Source organism: Vibrio cidicii (genome assembly GCF_009665415.1).
Classification (GTDB): Bacteria; Pseudomonadota; Gammaproteobacteria; order Enterobacterales; family Vibrionaceae; genus Vibrio; species Vibrio cidicii.
The window spans coordinates 852,116-870,235 of sequence record NZ_CP035922.1 but is presented as its reverse complement, the minus strand read 5'-3'; the positions used below and the strand labels follow the sequence as shown (position 1 = coordinate 870,235).

General features: G+C 48.8%; 17 protein-coding genes. 9 read left to right on the top strand and 8 right to left on the bottom strand.

Annotated elements, in window-relative coordinates:
• Positions 1–10: 10 nt before the first annotated feature.
• Positions 11–1,339 carry an anaerobic C4-dicarboxylate transporter gene (locus EWA64_RS19410; protein WP_061894571.1) on the bottom strand — a complete coding sequence of 443 codons (1,329 nt, stop codon included), beginning with the start codon at positions 1,337–1,339 and terminating at the stop codon, positions 11–13.
• Positions 1,340–1,835: 496 nt separating this feature from the next.
• Here EWA64_RS19410 and EWA64_RS19405 point away from each other — a divergent pair, with 496 nt between their 5' ends.
• Positions 1,836–3,455: a methyl-accepting chemotaxis protein gene (locus EWA64_RS19405; RefSeq protein WP_061894572.1), complete on the top strand. Its 1,620-nt coding sequence runs from the start codon at positions 1,836–1,838 to the stop codon at positions 3,453–3,455.
• 45 nt (positions 3,456–3,500) lie between these two features.
• On the opposite strand, the gene EWA64_RS19400 is transcribed toward EWA64_RS19405, so the two are convergent.
• Positions 3,501–3,698 (bottom strand): DUF2986 domain-containing protein, encoded by a 198-nt coding sequence (locus tag EWA64_RS19400; RefSeq protein WP_061894573.1) that lies wholly within the window; start codon positions 3,696–3,698, stop codon positions 3,501–3,503.
• A gap of 135 nt (positions 3,699–3,833) precedes the next feature.
• On the opposite strand from EWA64_RS19400, the gene EWA64_RS19395 reads away from it, so the two are divergent.
• Positions 3,834–4,241, top strand: a complete 408-nt coding sequence (locus EWA64_RS19395) for a nitrous oxide-stimulated promoter family protein (protein ID WP_082796661.1) — start codon at positions 3,834–3,836, stop codon at positions 4,239–4,241.
• On the opposite strand, the gene EWA64_RS19390 is transcribed toward EWA64_RS19395, so the two are convergent.
• On the bottom strand, positions 4,219–5,604 hold the full coding sequence (locus tag EWA64_RS19390; protein ID WP_061894574.1) for an MATE family efflux transporter: 1,386 nt from the start codon (positions 5,602–5,604) through the stop codon (positions 4,219–4,221). The genes EWA64_RS19395 and EWA64_RS19390 overlap by 23 nt on opposite strands.
• A 52-nt stretch (positions 5,605–5,656) precedes the next feature.
• Here EWA64_RS19390 and EWA64_RS19385 point away from each other — a divergent pair, with 52 nt between their 5' ends.
• Positions 5,657–6,547 carry an AraC family transcriptional regulator gene (locus EWA64_RS19385; protein WP_061894575.1) on the top strand — a complete coding sequence of 297 codons (891 nt, stop codon included), beginning with the start codon at positions 5,657–5,659 and terminating at the stop codon, positions 6,545–6,547.
• Between the two features lie 22 nt (positions 6,548–6,569).
• On the opposite strand, the gene EWA64_RS19380 is transcribed toward EWA64_RS19385, so the two are convergent.
• Positions 6,570–7,760 (bottom strand): MFS transporter, encoded by a 1,191-nt coding sequence (locus EWA64_RS19380; protein WP_082796662.1) that lies wholly within the window; start codon positions 7,758–7,760, stop codon positions 6,570–6,572.
• 161 nt (positions 7,761–7,921) lie between these two features.
• Positions 7,922–8,356 carry a thioredoxin TrxC gene (gene trxC, locus EWA64_RS19375; protein ID WP_061894576.1) on the bottom strand — a complete coding sequence of 145 codons (435 nt, stop codon included), beginning with the start codon at positions 8,354–8,356 and terminating at the stop codon, positions 7,922–7,924.
• A 163-nt stretch (positions 8,357–8,519) separates the two neighbouring features.
• On the opposite strand from trxC, the gene EWA64_RS19370 reads away from it, so the two are divergent.
• Positions 8,520–9,611, top strand: a complete 1,092-nt coding sequence (locus EWA64_RS19370; protein ID WP_061894577.1) for a ketoacyl-ACP synthase III — start codon at positions 8,520–8,522, stop codon at positions 9,609–9,611.
• 85 nt (positions 9,612–9,696) lie between these two features.
• Here EWA64_RS19370 and EWA64_RS19365 read toward each other — a convergent pair whose 3' ends face one another.
• Positions 9,697–11,400, bottom strand: a complete 1,704-nt coding sequence (locus tag EWA64_RS19365; RefSeq protein WP_061894578.1) for an FAD-dependent oxidoreductase — start codon at positions 11,398–11,400, stop codon at positions 9,697–9,699.
• Positions 11,401–11,469: 69 nt separating this feature from the next.
• Positions 11,470–11,655 carry a YgaP family membrane protein gene (locus EWA64_RS19360; RefSeq protein WP_039427445.1) on the bottom strand — a complete coding sequence of 62 codons (186 nt, stop codon included), beginning with the start codon at positions 11,653–11,655 and terminating at the stop codon, positions 11,470–11,472.
• Positions 11,656–11,805: 150 nt separating this feature from the next.
• Here EWA64_RS19360 and EWA64_RS19355 point away from each other — a divergent pair, with 150 nt between their 5' ends.
• Genes EWA64_RS19355 through EWA64_RS19335 form a run of 5 tightly spaced genes read left to right on the top strand, consistent with a single transcriptional unit; the run spans position 11,806 to position 17,231 of the window.
• Positions 11,806–12,120, top strand: a complete 315-nt coding sequence (locus EWA64_RS19355; RefSeq protein WP_061894579.1) for an ArsR/SmtB family transcription factor — start codon at positions 11,806–11,808, stop codon at positions 12,118–12,120.
• Positions 12,121–12,129: 9 nt separating this feature from the next.
• Complete coding sequence (locus tag EWA64_RS19350) at positions 12,130–12,555, top strand: YeeE/YedE family protein (RefSeq protein WP_061894580.1); 426 nt, start codon at positions 12,130–12,132, stop codon at positions 12,553–12,555.
• Positions 12,556–12,574: 19 nt separating this feature from the next.
• A complete protein-coding gene (locus tag EWA64_RS19345; protein ID WP_061894581.1) occupies positions 12,575–13,033 on the top strand; it encodes a YeeE/YedE family protein in 459 nt (152 codons plus the stop codon).
• Positions 13,034–13,072: 39 nt separating this feature from the next.
• Complete coding sequence (locus EWA64_RS19340) at positions 13,073–14,077, top strand: efflux RND transporter periplasmic adaptor subunit (protein WP_061894582.1); 1,005 nt, start codon at positions 13,073–13,075, stop codon at positions 14,075–14,077.
• A 1-nt stretch (position 14,078) separates the two neighbouring features.
• The gene (locus tag EWA64_RS19335; RefSeq protein ID WP_061894583.1) at positions 14,079–17,231 is read left to right on the top strand and encodes an efflux RND transporter permease subunit; all 3,153 of its coding nucleotides are present in this window, start codon (positions 14,079–14,081) and stop codon (positions 17,229–17,231) included.
• Between the two features lie 45 nt (positions 17,232–17,276).
• On the opposite strand, the gene EWA64_RS19330 is transcribed toward EWA64_RS19335, so the two are convergent.
• Positions 17,277–18,104, bottom strand: a complete 828-nt coding sequence (locus EWA64_RS19330) for an endonuclease/exonuclease/phosphatase family protein (RefSeq protein WP_244881471.1) — start codon at positions 18,102–18,104, stop codon at positions 17,277–17,279.
• Between the last annotated feature and the right edge of the window lie 16 nt (positions 18,105–18,120).

The following is an 18,120-nucleotide window of genomic DNA, read 5'->3' as shown; positions in this document are numbered from 1 at the left end:
TATGGGTTAGTTAGCCAATAATGATTTGGCCCAGCAAGTAGCCGAGGCAGCAGGCACCGATGACACCAATCAAACCAACCGCCATAAAGGAGTGGTTGAAATACCATTTGCCAATCTTAGTGGTGCCTGTGTTATCAAAGTTTACGGTCGCAATGTCTGAAGGGTAATTTGGAATAAAGAAGTAACCGTACAGCGCTGGCATTAAACCAATCAGTAGTGCGGGTTCAAGCCCTAAGCCAAGGCCAACAGGCAACATCATACGCGCAACCGCGGCTTGTGAGTTCACCACCACCGAGACAATGAACAGCGCTAAAGCGAAGGTCCATGGGTAGTTGTTCACCATCTCAACGATGCCGGATTTAAACTGAGGCATTGCGTACTGGAAGTAGGTATCTGACATCCACGCGATACCGAAAATTGCAATCGCTGCTACCATACCCGATTTAAACACCACACCATTTGGCACGCTGCGCGGGTCCGTTTTGGTCGCCAGCAAAATGATACCGCCGAAGCACAGCATCATCATCTGAATGACCACCGCCATGCTGATCGGTTTGCTCCCTTCAGCGATAATGCGGATCTCTGGCACCATGGCAATGAGCACAATGGTAAAGATGGAAGCGATAAACAGCAGGACAGAGTTTCTCGCGGCGGCGGGTAGATGCTCATCCAACGAGGTTGCGGTGGTGTTAAGGATTTTTTCGCGCCATACCGGATCTTTCAAACGCTCTTGATATTCCAGATCGTCGTCCAGCTCTTTACCGCGTTTTAGGCTGTAAAGTGACATCAGCAAGGTGCCGAACAGCGTCGCAGGAACGGTAACTAAAAGGATAGAAAGCAAAGTGATTTCGTGGTTAATGTCGGCAAGTTGCGCTAAGTAGTAAACCACCGCCGCAGAAATGGGTGAGGCGGTTATCGCAATTTGCGATGCCACTGAGGCCGCTGCCATCGGACGCTCTGGGCGAATGCCATTTTTCAGAGCGACGTCGCCAATGATGGGCATGATGGAGTAAACCGCGTGGCCAGTACCCAGCATGAACGTCATCGCGTAAGTGACAAAAGGGGCAATCAGCGTTACCCGTTTTGGGTTCTTACGCAGCATGCGCTCAGCCACTTGCAGCATGTATTTCAATCCGCCGGCCGCTTCAAGAATCGAGGCACAGGTGACAACAGCAAGGATGATCAGCATGACCGTTACAGGTGGGGAAGTGGGCGGCATTTTGAACACAAACACTTCGATAACCAAACCGATCCCAGACACGACACCAAGACCGATACCGCCGTAGCGGGAGCCGATGTAAAGCATCAGCAAAAGGAACAGGAACTCCAAATACAACATGATATTTGTCCTTATTAGTAAAATTAGTAAGGATATTTTCGCTTGATATCGCTAAAAAATAGTAAACCTGCTTCACATAACCACTTAGCGTTGAAACCGATGTTGATTTCTCGGTAGTGACTCACGAAATTCCAGACAATCGTGACGCTGAAGTAAGGAGATTGTTAAGTCTTAATGGTGTGGATACACAGATAACGTTAACACTGGCGAAAAACTGAGCGTGAGATCACCTGACAATAAATGAAAACAGATTGTAATCGGATCTATCAGTTTGAGCATATAGGGCCAAAGGTATCACTATCAAAAATCATATGGGACATCTCTAATAAGGCATTTTGCATTAGCAAACGTGATAAATATGGCCATTCTGAAACCCACACGTAACAAATGGTTAAAATCGTGATATGCATCCTTTGACTATTCACTGAAACGAGTAATGATCATCTTTCAATAAAAAATACGACTCAGTTGGCTTTATAAAAAAACGGATGCTCAGATGAAACTTAGTAACTTATCGGTAAAGTACAAACTTCTCTCGCTCGTGATTCTCTCCGTTGCTCTGATTGTGGCGACGTGCATTTACAACTTGAATGAGCAACGTAAATCCTCCATGGCTGAACGCGAAAGTAAGCTTAAAGCTCAGGTGGAAACCGCGTTGAATTTGGTCAGTTACTATTATGATCTGCAAGGAGAAATCGGTGAGCAAGAAGCCCAGTCTCGCGCTATTCAAGCGATCAACAAATTGCGTTATGACGGTGATAATTACTTCTGGATCACCACACCGCAGCTCACGATTGTCACGCATCCGGTCAAGCCGGAGTTAAACGGGCAAAACGCCTCCGGTTTTAAAGATGGCGCTGGCAAATTCCACTGGCAGGAGATGGCGTCGATAACCGCGCAAAACGGTGGTGGATTCCTCGATTACCAATGGAAAAGCCCTAATGGCAAATTGAAAGATAAGATTTCCTACGTTGAGCAGTTCAAAGGTTGGGGATGGATTGTTGGCTCTGGTATCTTGGTCGCGGACATACAAGAGTCTTTCTTCGCGGCGGCGCTTAAAGAGGCGTTTGTTGCATTAATTATGGCGGCCATGTTAGTGGCAATGGGTTATGTTATCTCAAGCAACATTGTCTTGCCGCTCAACCGGTTAATTGATAACACGAGCAAAATTGCCGACGGCGATTTACGTGTGCGACTAAATACGCAGCGCAAAGATGAGCTGGGAGTAATGAGTCGTGAAATAGACCGTATGTTGGAGAAACTGCAGTTTACTTTGATGGCGGCACATGAAGCGGCAGAACAATCCGCCAATATGGCGCAAAGCATCGCTCAGGCAAGTGAAGAAGCTGCGACCAGTGTCGGCACGCAGCATTCGCAACTGGAACTGCTCTCAACCGCAATGACGGAGATGAGTACCACCATCACCGATGTTGCGAGCAATGCAGAGAACACCGCGCACAGTACCCAGTTGGTTACGCATCATGCAGAGCAAAGTGGTCAAGCGATGGAGAAGACCGCACAAACCGTTTCGCACGTGTCACAAGACATTTCCGCTGCCGACCAGTTGGTGGCGGAGTTAAAAGCGGGCGTACAGGAAATAAGCGCAGTGGTGAGCGTTATCCGTGAAGTTTCCGAGCAAACCAACTTACTGGCACTGAATGCGGCAATTGAAGCGGCTCGTGCTGGTGAACAAGGGCGTGGTTTTGCGGTTGTGGCGGACGAAGTACGCAACTTGGCCTCACGTACTCAGCAATCCACCAATGAAGTACAGCAGACGATCGATTCGTTAACTGAGCGCACCGAGCGTACGGTCCAAGCGATGCAGCGCAGCAACGTCAAAGTCGAGCAAAGTGTCGCGATTTCGTTGGATACGCAAAAGCAGTTAGCCAATATGGTGACTGAGTTGGTGAAATCGAACGATATGGTGGCGCAGATTGCAGCGGCATCGGAGCAGCAAGGGTTAGTCGCCAATGAGATGACGGAAAACGTCACCAGTATTCATCTGGCCGCCAACGAAGTGATGCAGGCTTCACAGATGCTGGCGGAAGAGAGCCAAGCCATGGCGGCAGCAGCCGAGATCCTGAATGACCAGTTGAAATATTTTAAAGTTTCCTAGCTCCACTTGCTCATAAACAGAAAACCGCTCAACTGAGCGGTTTTCTTATTGTGAGTCGCTTTGTACGTCCGTCTGAGACTCTACGGATTCTACTTGAGGCAGATTTTCCAGCGCTTGTTCAGCTTCCATTTTGGCTCTGTCTGCTTTGGAGATATAACGCGGCTTATTGCTCTTGTGCAGCTTTGCATTCTGCTTCTTCATTCTGGCGTTATAGATTTGATTAATTTTCTTTTTGCGGTTCATTGGTTGACTCCCGGTTGAGGTGGCGCAGGATAATCATTTGCTCACAAAAGTACAAGTGACTTTGATTTAGCTAAAAGCGCCGTTGCGTTTTTTGGGTATAGTGGCTCATCACAAGAAATGACATTGACCACAAAGATGAAACAGCCACCTTCGCCCTCGCTTTTATTAACAGGCTCACTTGCCACTGAATTTAAGACCGTCTCCTATATGGTCGCGATGTACTGTCAGGCGCATCATCAAAGTGAGCGTGTTTTGTGCCAATCGTGTCAGGCTTTGTTGGATTATGCTGAAACCCGCTTAGACCGGTGTCCATACGGGCAAGCAAAACCGGCGTGTAATCGCTGCCCGATCCATTGTTACAAGCCGGAGCCGAAAGCGCAGATGCGCGATGTGATGCGTTATGGTGGACCAAGGATGCTGATCGCTCATCCGATTCTGGCGATTCGTCATCTGTGGAGTGAGAGAAAACCGGTGCCCGGAAAACCAGCACCGGAGAGTTCTAATCGTCATCAAAGAATGGCTAAGAAACCGTCACCACAGTGAGATTCTTAATCCAGTACTTCTGCGTGTAGCGGCGATAGCACAGCGCCAATTTCACCACTTCTTCAGCCAGCATTAGCGCATAAACGTATTTAAATTCCCAGCCAGCAATAAAAGCGGCCATTGCACACAAGGGCAAGCCCGTCATCCACATGGCGATAAAGTCCATCCGTAGGCAGAAAATGTTGTCACCTCCTGCGCGAATAATGCCGTTGATGATGATCATGTTGAGCATTCTTATCCAGATGCCACAGCAAAGGATCATCACCGCTGGCGCAGCCAATGGATGCAGTTCCTCGCTTGCCAAGTTAAGTGCGGATAAGATCAGTTCACGATTCGCGAGCATCAGAGCGCCGACAGAAATACCAACCAAAAAAACGACTTTAATAAAGTAGGCGGCCATGGCCTGCGCTTTCTCAAACTCATCTCGGCCGAGTGCTTGACCAATCAAGACCGAACACGCGACAGAAAGACCAAAGAAAATCGCATAGCAGAGCGACTCAAATGGGCCAAGCATACTAAACACCGCCAATTCTGTGGTGCCCATGTGGCCGAAAATCATTTGATAAACCATGGTACCAATCGCCCACAAAACCGCGCCCAGCGTGGTTGGCAGTGCCAATCGGCGGTAGGAAAGCCACAGTGAAGGGCGTTCAGGCGATGCGTGGGTCGTCAGCAACCAATGCGATTTCCATTGCATGAAACCAAGCATTAATCCGACTTGCACTGCACGAGAGATAGTCGTCGCTAGTGCTGCACCAGCCACTCCCATTGCAGGGACGCCTAAGCCGCCTTTGATCAACCAATAGTTCAGCGTGATGTTAATCACGATAGTCACAGCCCCCATTGCCAGAGGTGTGACGGTGTCACCTGATGAGCGCATGCTTGCCTCAATAACGATCACGATGTGGGTCAGCAACAGCACGGGAAACGCATACCACAAGTACACCGAGCCGAGTTCAATAACTCGTTGGTCACTGGTTTGCAGCATCATGATCAAGTGTGAGCCGAGCGTGATCAAAAGCGTCACTGGCAAAAGTACTTTGAGACCAAAGCTCATGGCAATCATCGAAACCGTTTTGGCGCTGCGGGGGTCTTGCTTACCCCAATATTGTGCCACTAGGGTGCCGTTTGCCGAAGCGAGCCCAGCCATGATCATGATCGCAACAAAGTGCCATTTTGAGGCAATTCCCACAGCGGCGGTTGCTTCTTTACCAAAGTCGCTTACCATTAGAACGTCCGCCAACGCTAAAATTGCCACCAGAGCGCTTTGTATTGCAACGGGAAATCCGAGCTTGGCAATGGTCTTTAATAGCCCGCCAGGTAAAGGATTGCTCGGCAAATCTTTGATATGTTGTTGGTTCATGTTTGCTCCTTGGTTTGGAGCGGAACTATAAAGGGGAACGCTTAAGGTGAACATGTTTGAAAATTCGGAAAACCTGTGCAAAACCGTCATTGAGCAATTTGTGCCAAAAAACGAATGGGTCGACGAGGTCTACCTTGCACCGGAGTGCAAGGAGCGATTTCTCACCTTAACGGAGATCCCGGAATGGCGCGCTGCGGACATTTTTATGGCGGGCATCGCAAAACTCAAGCAAGGTTATTCGGTTGAGCGCTATGGGGTGGCGGTACATACTTTGCTGTTTACAATGGCTGGCGCTGGCGTATTGATCACCAAAGAGAAGGTAAGCGCAATTCCACCGTACTCATTAACCATTCTTCCTGCGCATACCCCGTTTCGTTTTGAACTCGATCCAAACAGCAAATTTTGGGAAATGATCTGGCTGTTACCACAGCCAAGTGAAAAATGGCAGCACATTGCCCAAATGGGGCAATGCGTGGTGAATTTTCGAGAAACAGAACAGGTGTGGTCGCTGATGTGCTTGCTCTATGCTGAAATCGGTGGAAGAGGCAGTTTTCGCCGCATGTTGATCAGTGAAGTGGTGCGTCTGCTTTCCACGGTCGAGCCCGGGGTTTCCGGCTCACTTTCGCGTGTTCAGGCGTTGTTCAACGAAGTGGAAAGTCAGTTGCATTTGCCTTGGAGTGTGGCAGAAATGGCCGCGCATTGTTACATCAGCGAAGAGCAGTTTAACCGCCTGACGAAACAGCTATTTGGTGTTACGCCGCGCAGCAAACTGATCCAACTACGTATGGATAAAGCGGCGGATTTACTACGTTACAAAGAGTGGACCATTAGCATGATCTCGCACCGGCTCGGCTATCGAGACCCGTACAATTTTACCCACCGATTTAAAAAATATTTTGGTGTTTCGCCGACCCGTTATCGCAAAAACCTGACAGACAATTAAGCCCCGCAGTCGGGGCTTAATGCTAAGGAATTGCAACGCTTTTGCGCGTTTTTACTGCCGCGAGCAACATATAGATTGTGGTTGGTACCAACATGGCAAACAGATAACCTAGCAGACCATGGGGTTTGTGCATAAATTCACCTGCTAAAACGGGGCCAATCACCGAGCCTACGCTATAACTAAAGAGCATGACCTGAGTGGCTGAGACGATAAACTTACTGTCGAGCTGTTCACAACCCAATGTAATGGCGATCGGATAGAGAGCAAAGATAGCCATACCCAGCAAAAATAGCGCCATCGCTAACACAGGTAAGGAGTCGGAGACGAACGTCATGCCGATGGCGAAAACACCCGCCAAACAGTAAAACGCCATCAGCAAAGATTTGCCTGTCCATTTACCCAACGCCGTCACGGTAGGCTGCACCACCATGCCGCCTAAAATCACTAGTGCCATCAAACTGCCGATACTGCTTTGCTCAACATTACGGTTGGCTAGCTCAAGCGGCATCAAGCCATAGATCGCGCCAAGCGTCAGCCCTGAAACAATGCAACCGATAATCGCCGTGTGATTAAGACGAGCAATCTGCTTGAGCGACAGGCTCTCAGCCGAGTGGCTGTCTGGCTGCGATGTACGAAAGCAAACCAGTGACAAGACCGCAATGATTAACGTGGCACAAATCAAGATAAACGGCGTAGAACCCGAAATACCGAAGGTGCTGATCCCAATTTGACCAAACGCAGTGCCGCCGTAGAGTGAAATCATGTAAAAGCTAAGCCGCTTGGCTCGAGAGTGCTCATCACCATCCAATAGCCAAGACTCAACCACCACAAACACACCTGCGACTGCAATGCCGGCGACAAAACGTGCACTCAGCCAGATGTGGCTATTGGGCAGCAAAGGCAACGTCACGATGCTTGCAATAAAGACCAGCAAGCACAAAATAAAGGCATTTTTGTGGCCGATGCGTTGTACCACAGGCTCAAAAAACATCGAGCCCAATAACAGACCGGAATAAAACGCACTGGCTAACCAACTGGCCAAAGAGACGGGCAGTTGGTATTGCTCCGTCACCAACGGGATCAGACTCATCAGGTAGCCGGACGCAACTGAGTAAAGCGTCAGCGCTAAAATAGGGACGAAAATAGATGAAGGAAGTGTGGTTTCGCGGGTGTCGGCCAAAGTCAGATTCTCCAGATAAGAAGAGAGGTTCATAGTTTGTTGGCGCGACTATGCGGCGAAATCTTATGTGAGTAAAATTACAAATATTTGTCGATACGACATGAAAATATGATTCTCGAGCATATGGTCAAAAATCGGCGATTGGGTGCTTTTGAGTAGAATAAATCCGGGTCAAGATTACCCGGATTAGTCAATTATTTTTTGATGGCTTGATTTAGCCATTGATCAAACTGGCTTTTGGGTAAGGCGCCATTGAGCATATCAACCCGTTGTCCTTTTTTAAATACCATGATGGTTGGAATGCTGCGGATTTGAAACTGAGCGGCGAGCGCCTGTTGGGCTTCTGTATCGATTTTCACAAAGCGTACCTGATGTTTGCGCTCATGCGCCACGTCGGCAAAGATAGGCGCAAAACCAACACAAGGGTTGCACCAAGGTGCCCAAAAGTCGACCACCACAGGAAGGTCACTGTTTAAAATTGCGTTAAAGTTTTCTGCGGTTCCTTCAATCGGTGCGCCATCAAGCAGCGCTGTTTTGCATTTACCGCAGCTAGGTTGCTCAGAAACACGCTCCGCGGGTAAACGGTTTAGGCCGCCGCAAGCTGGGCAGCGTGAATGGAAGGTCGACATGTTTTTCATTCCTTCTTAGTGATTTTCATACAACAGACGATAAAAGAGTCATTACGACATCAAGCTCGTCGACGAGGTTTTAAACTGGACTTACCAGACAACCTTAGAAAGCGTATACTTGCTTAATCTACTTAATTTAAAAACAACAATAAATAGGTCTAAGATGACAAATTATTACGCCGAAATTACGGGTTGGGGAAAATGCCTGCCTCCCGCTACCTTGTCAAATGATGATCTGAGTACGTTTCTTGAAACGTCGGACGAATGGATTCGCACCCGCACCGGGATCGCCAATCGTCGTATCAGCCATGTAAACACCTCGGAATTGGCCACCGTTGCGGCTCGCCATGCGCTTGCGCGTGCTGGGCTTGACGCTGCGGATATTGATCTGATTATTGTTGCTACCTGTTCACCAGACTCGCTTATCCCTAATATTGCTTCGTTGGTTCAAAGAAATTTGGGTATCGAAGCGGCAGCAGCGTTTGACTTGAACGCCGCTTGTACGGGTTTTGTTTATGGGCTAGAAACGGGCACACGTTTAATTCAATCTGGCGCTTATCGTCACGCACTCATTATTGGCGCAGAGCGGCTCTCTTTCTATATCGATTGGGCGATGCGCGACACCGCTGTGCTGTTTGGCGACGGTGCGGGCGCGGTGGTTTTATCAAGAACGGAGCACGCGGTTGGTCTGCAAAGTGCGAAAATCGGCTGTGATGCTAATGGGCGCGACATTCTCTCTGTGCCGAAATTTGGCACTTCCATGGATCGTTTCGCCGCAGATAACGGCTTTTGGTCGTTCAACTTCGTTGGTAAAGAGATCTTCAAACGTGCAGTGAAGGGCATGAGCAGCGCTGCTGCACACGTATTAGCTGCGGCCGAAATGCATAAAGACGATATTGACGTGGTGATTCCGCATCAAGCGAATATCCGTATTATCCAGACTTTGTGTGATCTCGCGGGGATTGAACAGAAAAAAGCGTTCATTAACATTGATAAATATGGCAACACCTCGGCGGCCACGGTGCCGATCGCGCTGTGTGAGGCGGTAGAGCAGGGCCATATTAAAGCGGGCGACAACATTTTGCTCGCTGCGTTTGGCGCAGGCCTAACCTGGGGCGCAGGGTTGATCAAATGGGGTGAGCGTGTTGACCCTATCGCTCAAAGCGATGCTGCACTTCCACCATGTGATCAAAGCGCTCTTGAGCTGCTAAAAAATGCGATTGAGCTTTGTCACAGCCGAGAATCACGAAGCTAAAACTATGATTGAAAAACAATGATTAAAAAACGAGGGAGCCTTAGGCTCCCTCGTTTTTGTTGGCGTTGTAGCGCGAATCTAGTTTTTACTGCTGAGCAAATAAGTAAGTACGGTAGCCACCAATCAGGTTGCGGGCTTTAAAACCGTTGTTGACCAGTTGACGATACGCGACGTTACCACGCAGACCGACCTGACAATAGATGATGATCTCTTTGTCTTTTGGCAGCTCGTGCATACGCTGGCGCAGTTGGTCAACGGGAATGTTTACGTCGCCAGGCAAGTGATTGCCGTTGTCACGTTCGCTCGGATTTCTAACATCCAGCAGGAGTTGCTGCTCATTCAGTTCTGCTAACTGGTCGAAATGAATGGCTGTCGAATCCCCTTTCATGATATTTGCCGCAACAAACGCTGCTTGGTTAATCACGTCTTTGGCACTGCCGAATGGAGGAGCATAGGTCAGCTCTAAGTGTTGGAGATCGAGCACTGTCATGCCCGCACGCTGAGCGACCGCCATCACGTCAATCCGTTTATCTACGCCATCTTTACCAACGGCTTGCGCGCCGAAAATTTTGCCTGTTTGTGGGTCAAATAGCAGCTTAAATGAGACTATCTCTGCACCGGGATAGTAGCTCGCATGGCTAGCGGTGTGCACGTACACTTTTTCATAAGTGACACCGTCGCGTTTTAGCTGTTTCTCATTTTTGCCTGTTGACGCTACGGCTAAATCAAAAACCTTACAAATCGCGGTTCCTTGAGTGCCTTGATAACGCTCGCTGCGACCAAGCATGTTGTCCGCCGCCATACGGCCTTGACGGTTGGCTGGGCCAGCTAGGGGAACCAAGGTTTGTTTGCCTGTGACAAAATCTTGCTCTTCAACCGCGTCGCCGACTGCATAGATAAACGGATCACTGGTTTGCATAAATTCGTTGGTGCGAATACCACCAAGCTCACCGATCTCAAGTTCGGCCTCGCGTGCAAGTTTGGTTTCTGGGCGCACCCCAATCGCCATAATCAACACATCGGTACGCAAAGTTTCACCGTTATTGAGTGAAAGCGTCAGCTCACCTTGCATATGGCGATGCGCTTCGTTTTCACCAGACTCGACACTGACAATGTGCTCTGTCGGGTGATACTCAACCGCTTCTAGTGCCACGCCCAAGCGTAAGTCGATGCCCTTTTGTCGGATTTCGGCATGAACGAAACCTGCCATCTCTTTGTCAACCGGTGTCATCACTTGATCGGCCATCTCAATCAATGTGGTTTCTATTCCCAATTGATGAAACGCTTCCATCATCTCCAGACCGATGAATCCGCCGCCAATTACGGTCGCGTGTTCTGGTTTGTTCATCTGAATGGTTTTGATGATGCGATCCATATCTGGAATATTACGCAGTGAGTGGGTCAGCGGGTTGTCTATGCCCGGGATAGGTGGAACGACAGGACCAGCCCCAGGGCTGAGTAAGAGAAAGTCGTAGCTTTCTTGATACTCAGAGCCGTCGAGTAAACTTTTCACGCTGATGGTTTTTTCTTCGCGATTGATGGAAAGAACTTCATTCATCACTCGCACATCGACATTAAAGCGGGCTAAAAAGCTCTCTGGTGTTTGCAACAGTAATTTACTGCGATCAGTGATGTCACCACCAATGTGGTAAGGTAAACCACAGTTGGCAAATGAGACAAATTCGCCGCGCTCAAACATGATGATATGCGCGTCTTCACTGAGACGGCGTGCACGAGCTGCTGCTGAGGCGCCACCTGCGACACCACCAATGATCACGATTTTTGTCATGTAATAAAACCTCATTATTTTGACGGCACACAATAGCAGTGCGTTCACATAGCTATTGCGGCCACATCGTCATTTAAAGCCAAGTTTTTTGAGAAATAGGGCGGCCGGACAAAATCCAGTGAATGCACTTTGGATTAAGTTGACGCCGACAAATACGGTTAACCATACAAAATTAGTATGCACATAGGTTGTGAGCAAGAGCGATAATAAAACCATGCTGCCTGCAATGATACGAACTCCGTTATCTACCGTCATGATGTCACCTCCACGTGTTTAATGGTGTTACTCTAAACCCTAATATTAGATATGTCTAATAAAAATTAATCTAATTTCAGTTAGGCTAAATTAGAATTGACTAAATTTGTTAATTCAGTAAACTCTAAATCATGTACTTAGGAGGTGGCTATGCATCGTGAAGATTCAATTAATCTAGAGCAAATGCGCGGTAGTGCACATGAGGTTTCTGAATTGCTTAAGGTGATGGCTCATCCTGAACGTTTAATGGTGCTGTGCCAGTTAACGAGCGGTGAAGTTGGCGTGGGTCAATTGCAACAGAGCTCAACATTGAGTCAGTCTGCGTTCTCACAACATCTCACTTTGTTGAGAAAGCACGGTTTAGTCAAAGCGCGAAAAGAGTCACAACAGGTTTTCTACTCTTTGGCAGATGTGCGTGTTGCACAGTTAATCAGTAATTTACAGTATGTTTTTTGTCATAATTAAGAGGCTTATATGGCGTTTATCATTCCTTGGGAATCGTTAGCAGGAGGCGTTTTACTTGGTCTATCAGCACTAATAATGCTAGTGCTTAATGGGAAAGTTGCCGGCATCAGTGGGATTTTGACCGGGTTATTAACCCCCAAATCACGCGACTTTGCTTGGCGTTTAATGTTTGTTGTCGGCATGATCGCCGGAGGTGTGGCTGCCGTGACTTTCGGCATGGCGCATTTGCCCGCCGCTTCGTCTCTAGGCGGTTCCTCAGTCATGTTGGCATTAGCGGGTTTAGTCGTGGGGGTTGGCACACGGTTAGGAAATGGATGCACGAGTGGCCATGGTATTTGTGGTATTGGCCGTTTATCAACACGATCGATGGTGGCGACAGGTGTGTTTATGTCAGTCGCTGCGGTGACGGTGTTTATCAGACTTCATTTGATCTAATTTCCTAAGGCGTAACTCAATGAACAACTTTCTATTTCGATTTACTTCGCTAGTCGCAGGACTTCTTTTTGGTTTGGGGATGGCTATTTCTGGGATGATTGATCCCGCTAAAGTGATTGGCTTTCTTGATGTGGCTGGGCAATGGGACCCAAGTTTGATGTTTGTGATGGGCGGAGCACTCACGGTGTTTATGCCCGGTTACTTTTTCATTGTGCGTCAGCAGAGCAAGCCAGTTAACGCGCCAAGTTTTTGCTTATCGACACAAAAGAGAGTGGATGCAAGGCTGATTTCTGGTGCGGCACTGTTTGGTGTTGGTTGGGGATTGGCGGGCATCTGCCCCGGACCTGCCGTAGCGAGTCTTGGATTGGGCAATCCCCAAATCTGGATCTTTTTTGCGGCAATGATGGTCGGCTTAGGCACAACTAACTTGCTGATCTGTATTAGAAATGAGCGTCAAGTCAAAACAGAGCTGGCCTAGCTCGGCTAGAGTAACAGAAACAATCAGGGAGATTTGATTATGCAATGGTTGAAAAAATCTGCGTTGGCAGCCGCACTTTTGCTCACAACGAACAGCTCGGTAATGGCGGAAGTCTATACTGCGCAGCTGACTAAAGTCGATCAGGCCATCGTGTTGGATGGTGTGGTTCAGCCTGTCAATCAAGGTACTGTCGCCGCGCAAACGTCAGGTACCGTGGTCGCCCTTAATGTGGATGTGAATGATTACGTTAAGCAAGGTAGTGTGCTATTGGAAATTAGCGCAGTACAGCAATCGGCCGCGCTAGATGCGGCCAAGGCGCAATTGGCAAGCGCAGTTGCACAAAATAAAGAAGCGCAGGCACAAGTAAAGCGTTTTCGCCAATTGATGCCGAAAGGGGCGATTTCCCAAGATCAGATGGATGCAGCAGAAACGCGTTCTCGCAGCGCTGCTGCCGCAGTGAAATCGGCGGAGGCATCGGTAGCTCAGGCGAAAGAGTCTCTCGGTTACACCAGCGTGACGGCACCTTATGATGGTGTGGTGACCAAGCGTTATGTCGAACTGGGGGAAACCGTGGCCCCGGGCACGCCGTTGTTGAGTGGTTTTTCTATGGACGAGCTCAGAGTAGAAAGTGAGATCCCGCAGCACTATTACTCGCTGGTAAACAATGAAGCGCAGTTTACTATTGATAACGGCAGTGGTGATAAAGTCACTCCAACCGCCTACAATCTTTTCCGTTACGCAGAACCGAGTTCTCATAGCCATACCATCCGACTCAACTTACCGGAAAAGCAACTTGGCTTTACCCCAGGTGCTTGGGTGAAAACGCGTTTTGTCTATGGGAAGAGGGAGCTCCTTCTGGTCCCCAAAACGGCCGTCATGCGTCGCGCTGAATTAAGCGTCGTTTACCGACTCACTAAAGATGATGAGGCAATTCTAAACCCAGTACGTTTAGGGCAAGAGTTTGAAGACAGCTATGAAGTGTTGTCTGGGCTTGAAATTGGCGATCGTGTGGTAAGCAATTTGCTCAAAGTGAAAGGTGAATAATATGACTCAACGACTCGGTATTTCGGGTCGCATTGCTGCGGCCTTTCAAAACTCAGCAATGACCCCATTGCTGGCCTTAGTTGGCTTGTTGATGGGAATCTTCGCTGTCGTGGTTACCCCAAAAGAAGAGGAGCCCCAGATTGATGTCACTTTTGCCGATGTCTATATCCCGTTTCCCGGTGCGTCTCCGCAGGAAGTCGCCAGCTTAGTGACCACACCGGCAGAACAGGTTATCTCTGAAATCCAAGGCATTGACAAAATTTACTCTTTCTCTCAGCCAGACGGTGCGATGATCGTGGCGATCTTTGAGGTTGGCGTGACGCGAAGCGATGCTGTGGTACGGATCTACAACAAACTCTATTCCAACAAAGACTGGATGCCGCAAGGCGTTGGAGTTGGAGAACCTATCATCAAACCGCGTGGTATTGAAGATGTCCCCATTGTCACTATTACCTTATCAGACAAAGAAGGTCACTATTCTGGGCAGCAGCTAACTCAAATTGCGCACGGGCTAGAAACCGAGCTAAAACGCATTGATGGCACACGTGACATATACACGGTGGGTGCGCATGCCACTATCGTTGATGTTAGGCTCGATCCGGTCAAAATGAATGCTTATGGTGTGACTATCAGCCAACTCAATCAAGCGCTTCCTTCTGCCAATCAACGTTCCACCACACTTAGCCTGACTCATGACAATCAGCAGTTGCCACTCCAGATTGGCGAGTTCTTAACCCAAGTTGATCAAGTCAAGCAGCTCGTGGTTGGTGTACAAAATGGCTCGCCCGTCTACTTTGAAGACATCGCAGAGATCGCTCTGGGTGTCGATACCCCCAAACACAACGTTTGGACCAGTGATAAGAATACCCTGTCGCCTGCCGTGACTTTGGCGATTGCCAAAAAGAGTGGGGAGAATGCGGTGAACGTCGCCAAAGCGGTGGAGGCTCGCATTGATGTGCTGAAAAATCAGCTCATTCCCGCCGATATTGATGTGGCTATCACCCGTGACTATGGCAAAACCGCTGCAGATAAAAGCAATACCTTAATCGGTAAACTGGCGTTTGCCACCACGGCCGTCGTGTTACTGGTGCTGCTGACCATGGGCTGGCGAGAATCTTTGGTCGTAGGTATCGCCATTATTGTGACATTGATGATCACCTTGTTTGCCTCTTGGGCATGGGGCTTTACCTTAAACCGCGTCTCTCTGTTTGCGCTGATCTTCTCGATTGGTATCCTCGTGGACGATGCCATTGTGGTGGTGGAGAACATTCACCGCCACATGTCGATGGGCAAAAAGAAACTGTCGGAGTTGATCCCGGTTGCCGTTGATGAAGTCGGGGGGCCGACCATTCTAGCCACCTTGACAGTAATAGCGGCGCTGCTGCCGATGGCTTTCGTCTCTGGCTTAATGGGGCCGTACATGAGCCCAATTCCAATCAACGCCTCAATGGGGATGTTAATCTCCCTTGCGGTTGCTTTCGTGGTTTCCCCTTGGCTGGCAGGGAAAATGCTTAAAGCGGGCAAGCATGAAAATGAGCATCAAGCGGATTCGATTTTCCACAAACTCATGGCTCCTTTTATTACGGCCGAGAAACAAGCGAGAAATCGACTTCTCCTCTTGCTGGGTGTTTTAGGTTTGATCGCCGGTTCTGTTGCCCTGCCAGCTATGCAAGCTGTGGTATTGAAAATGCTGCCTTTTGACAATAAATCTGAGTTTCAGGTGGTATTGGATATGCCTGAAGGCGCCTCTCTTGAACGCACGCAACGCGTACTGTTTGAGTTAGGAGAAGAGCTTGCCAAAGTGCCGGAAGTAGAGAACTACCAAATTTATGTTGGTAATGCCGCGCCCATCAACTTTAACGGCCTAGTGCGCCACTATTTCCAGCGCAACCAAGCTAACCAAGGCGATATTCAAGTCAATCTGCTGGATCGCCGTAAGCGGGATCGCGACAGCCACGAGATAGCCAGTGCAGTGCGTCCAGTGCTAAACCAAATCGCCAGCCAGTTTGGCGGAAAAGTGAAAGTCGTTGAAGTGCCGCCTGGGCCGCCAGTGTGGTCCCCAATTCTGGCTGAAGTTTACGCACCAACACCAGAGCTGCGAGCTCAAGCCGCTCGCCAAGTGCGAGACATTTTTAGACACAGTGAAGATATTGTCGACGTGGACATGTATCTGCCTGAAATCCATCAGAAATGGCAAGTGAAGATCGATCGCAGCAAGGCCGCTCGCTTAATGGTGCCGTACAGTGAGATTGTCGATGCGTTGGCGACGACGGTTGGTGGCAAACCGATCACGTATCTACATACGGAACACAGCAAGTATCCTGTGCCTGTCATGATTCAAGCGCAGGAAGGAGCAAAAGTGCGTCTTGAACAGCTGTTGAACCTTAAAGTAAGCAGTCAAAATGGCAACCACTATCCACTAACGGAATTGGTTTCGATCACGCAGAGTCAGATGGAAGACTACATCGTGCATAAAAACCTTGTTCCTATGGTGATGGTCGTGGCTGATATGACAGGAGAGATCGATAGCCCGCTCTACGGCATGTTTAATCTTTCTGGCGAGCTTGACCAAGCGATGACGCTCGATCAGTACTACATCCACCAGCCAGATGGGCTGCAAGGCATCTCAATCATGTGGGATGGTGAATGGACCATTACTTATGAAACGTTCCGTGATATGGGAATTGCCTATGCCGTCGGAATGGTGTTGATCTACTTGTTGGTGGTCGCGCAATTTAAATCCTATTTGGTACCGCTGATCATCATGGCGCCGATCCCGCTGACGATTATCGGTGTTATGCCCGGTCATGCATTGCTGGGCGCGCAGTTTACCGCGACATCGATGATCGGCATGATAGCCCTTGCCGGGATTATTGTGCGTAACTCCATTTTGCTGGTGGATTTTATTAACCAGCAAGTTGAGCAAGGCGTTGAGTTTGCTGAAGCGGTGATTCAGTCTGCCGCCGTTCGGGCAAAACCGATTATGTTGACCGCGCTGGCTGCCATGATTGGGGCCGTATTTATCCTAGATGACCCTATTTTCAACGGTTTAGCGATAAGCCTGATCTTCGGCATCTTCGTTTCAACCATCCTGACGTTGGTTGTTATTCCGGTGCTTTATTTCACCTTTATGCGCAAACGCTTTGGCCATTAAAATTTGGCAATGTCGACTAACTAGCGAGGCCCAAAAGGGCCTCGTCTATTTTGGCAGGTTCAGAGTGAGAGTGCTGCTCAACGGGCAATGGTCACTCAGTTGGAAACGCACTACATCAAGGCTGTCAAAGCGCGTCTGTTTGGCTTCAGACGCCGACAGGGAATGGCTGACGAGTATGTGATCGATCAAAGAGCGAAAACGGTGAGTTTTGCTCGGCTGCTTTTTCGAGCGCACCTGACATAACGCTTCACTGCGCTGAGACGCCAAGCGAAACTGTCCAGATTGAGCCAAAATTTCATAAAGCCAATCACCTGCATAGGCGAGGTTGTGATTGAAGTCACCTAAAATCACATAGGGCTGTTTTTGCGCTTCTCTCTCTTTTATCCACTTTGCCAATTGTTTGCCTTGTCGTTTGAGTGTTTGGCAAGCCTCCGTTGCTTTAAATGCACCACTGCAACTCGCTTTCAGATGCACGTTCAATAAGTGAATATCCGCATAAGGCGCCTGCTTAACAATGACATAAGAGGCGAAGCGCAGTTTGCTGTTGGCCTGAGTATCTAAAGCAATGTCTTGTGGATCTTTAAAGGAAATACCCTTTTTGATCGCGAAGCCCGTGTATTGGTTGATGTCATCAAACTGATGGCGGCGAAAGGGAGGGCTAGCGCGATCTGAAAGTCGCACATGGTAATTGGTACCGACGATTTGCTGTATCGCCTTGATGTCGTTGACCTCTTGGAAAGCCAGAATATCGGCTTGGGTTTGCTGGAAATAGAATGCCATTTTCGCCACATCCTCTGTTTGGCGTTGGCTTTCAACTATCTGCTTGCTTGGCACGCTGCTAAGCCACTGCATATTCCAGGTGGCAATATGCACTGTACCTGCGGCCTTG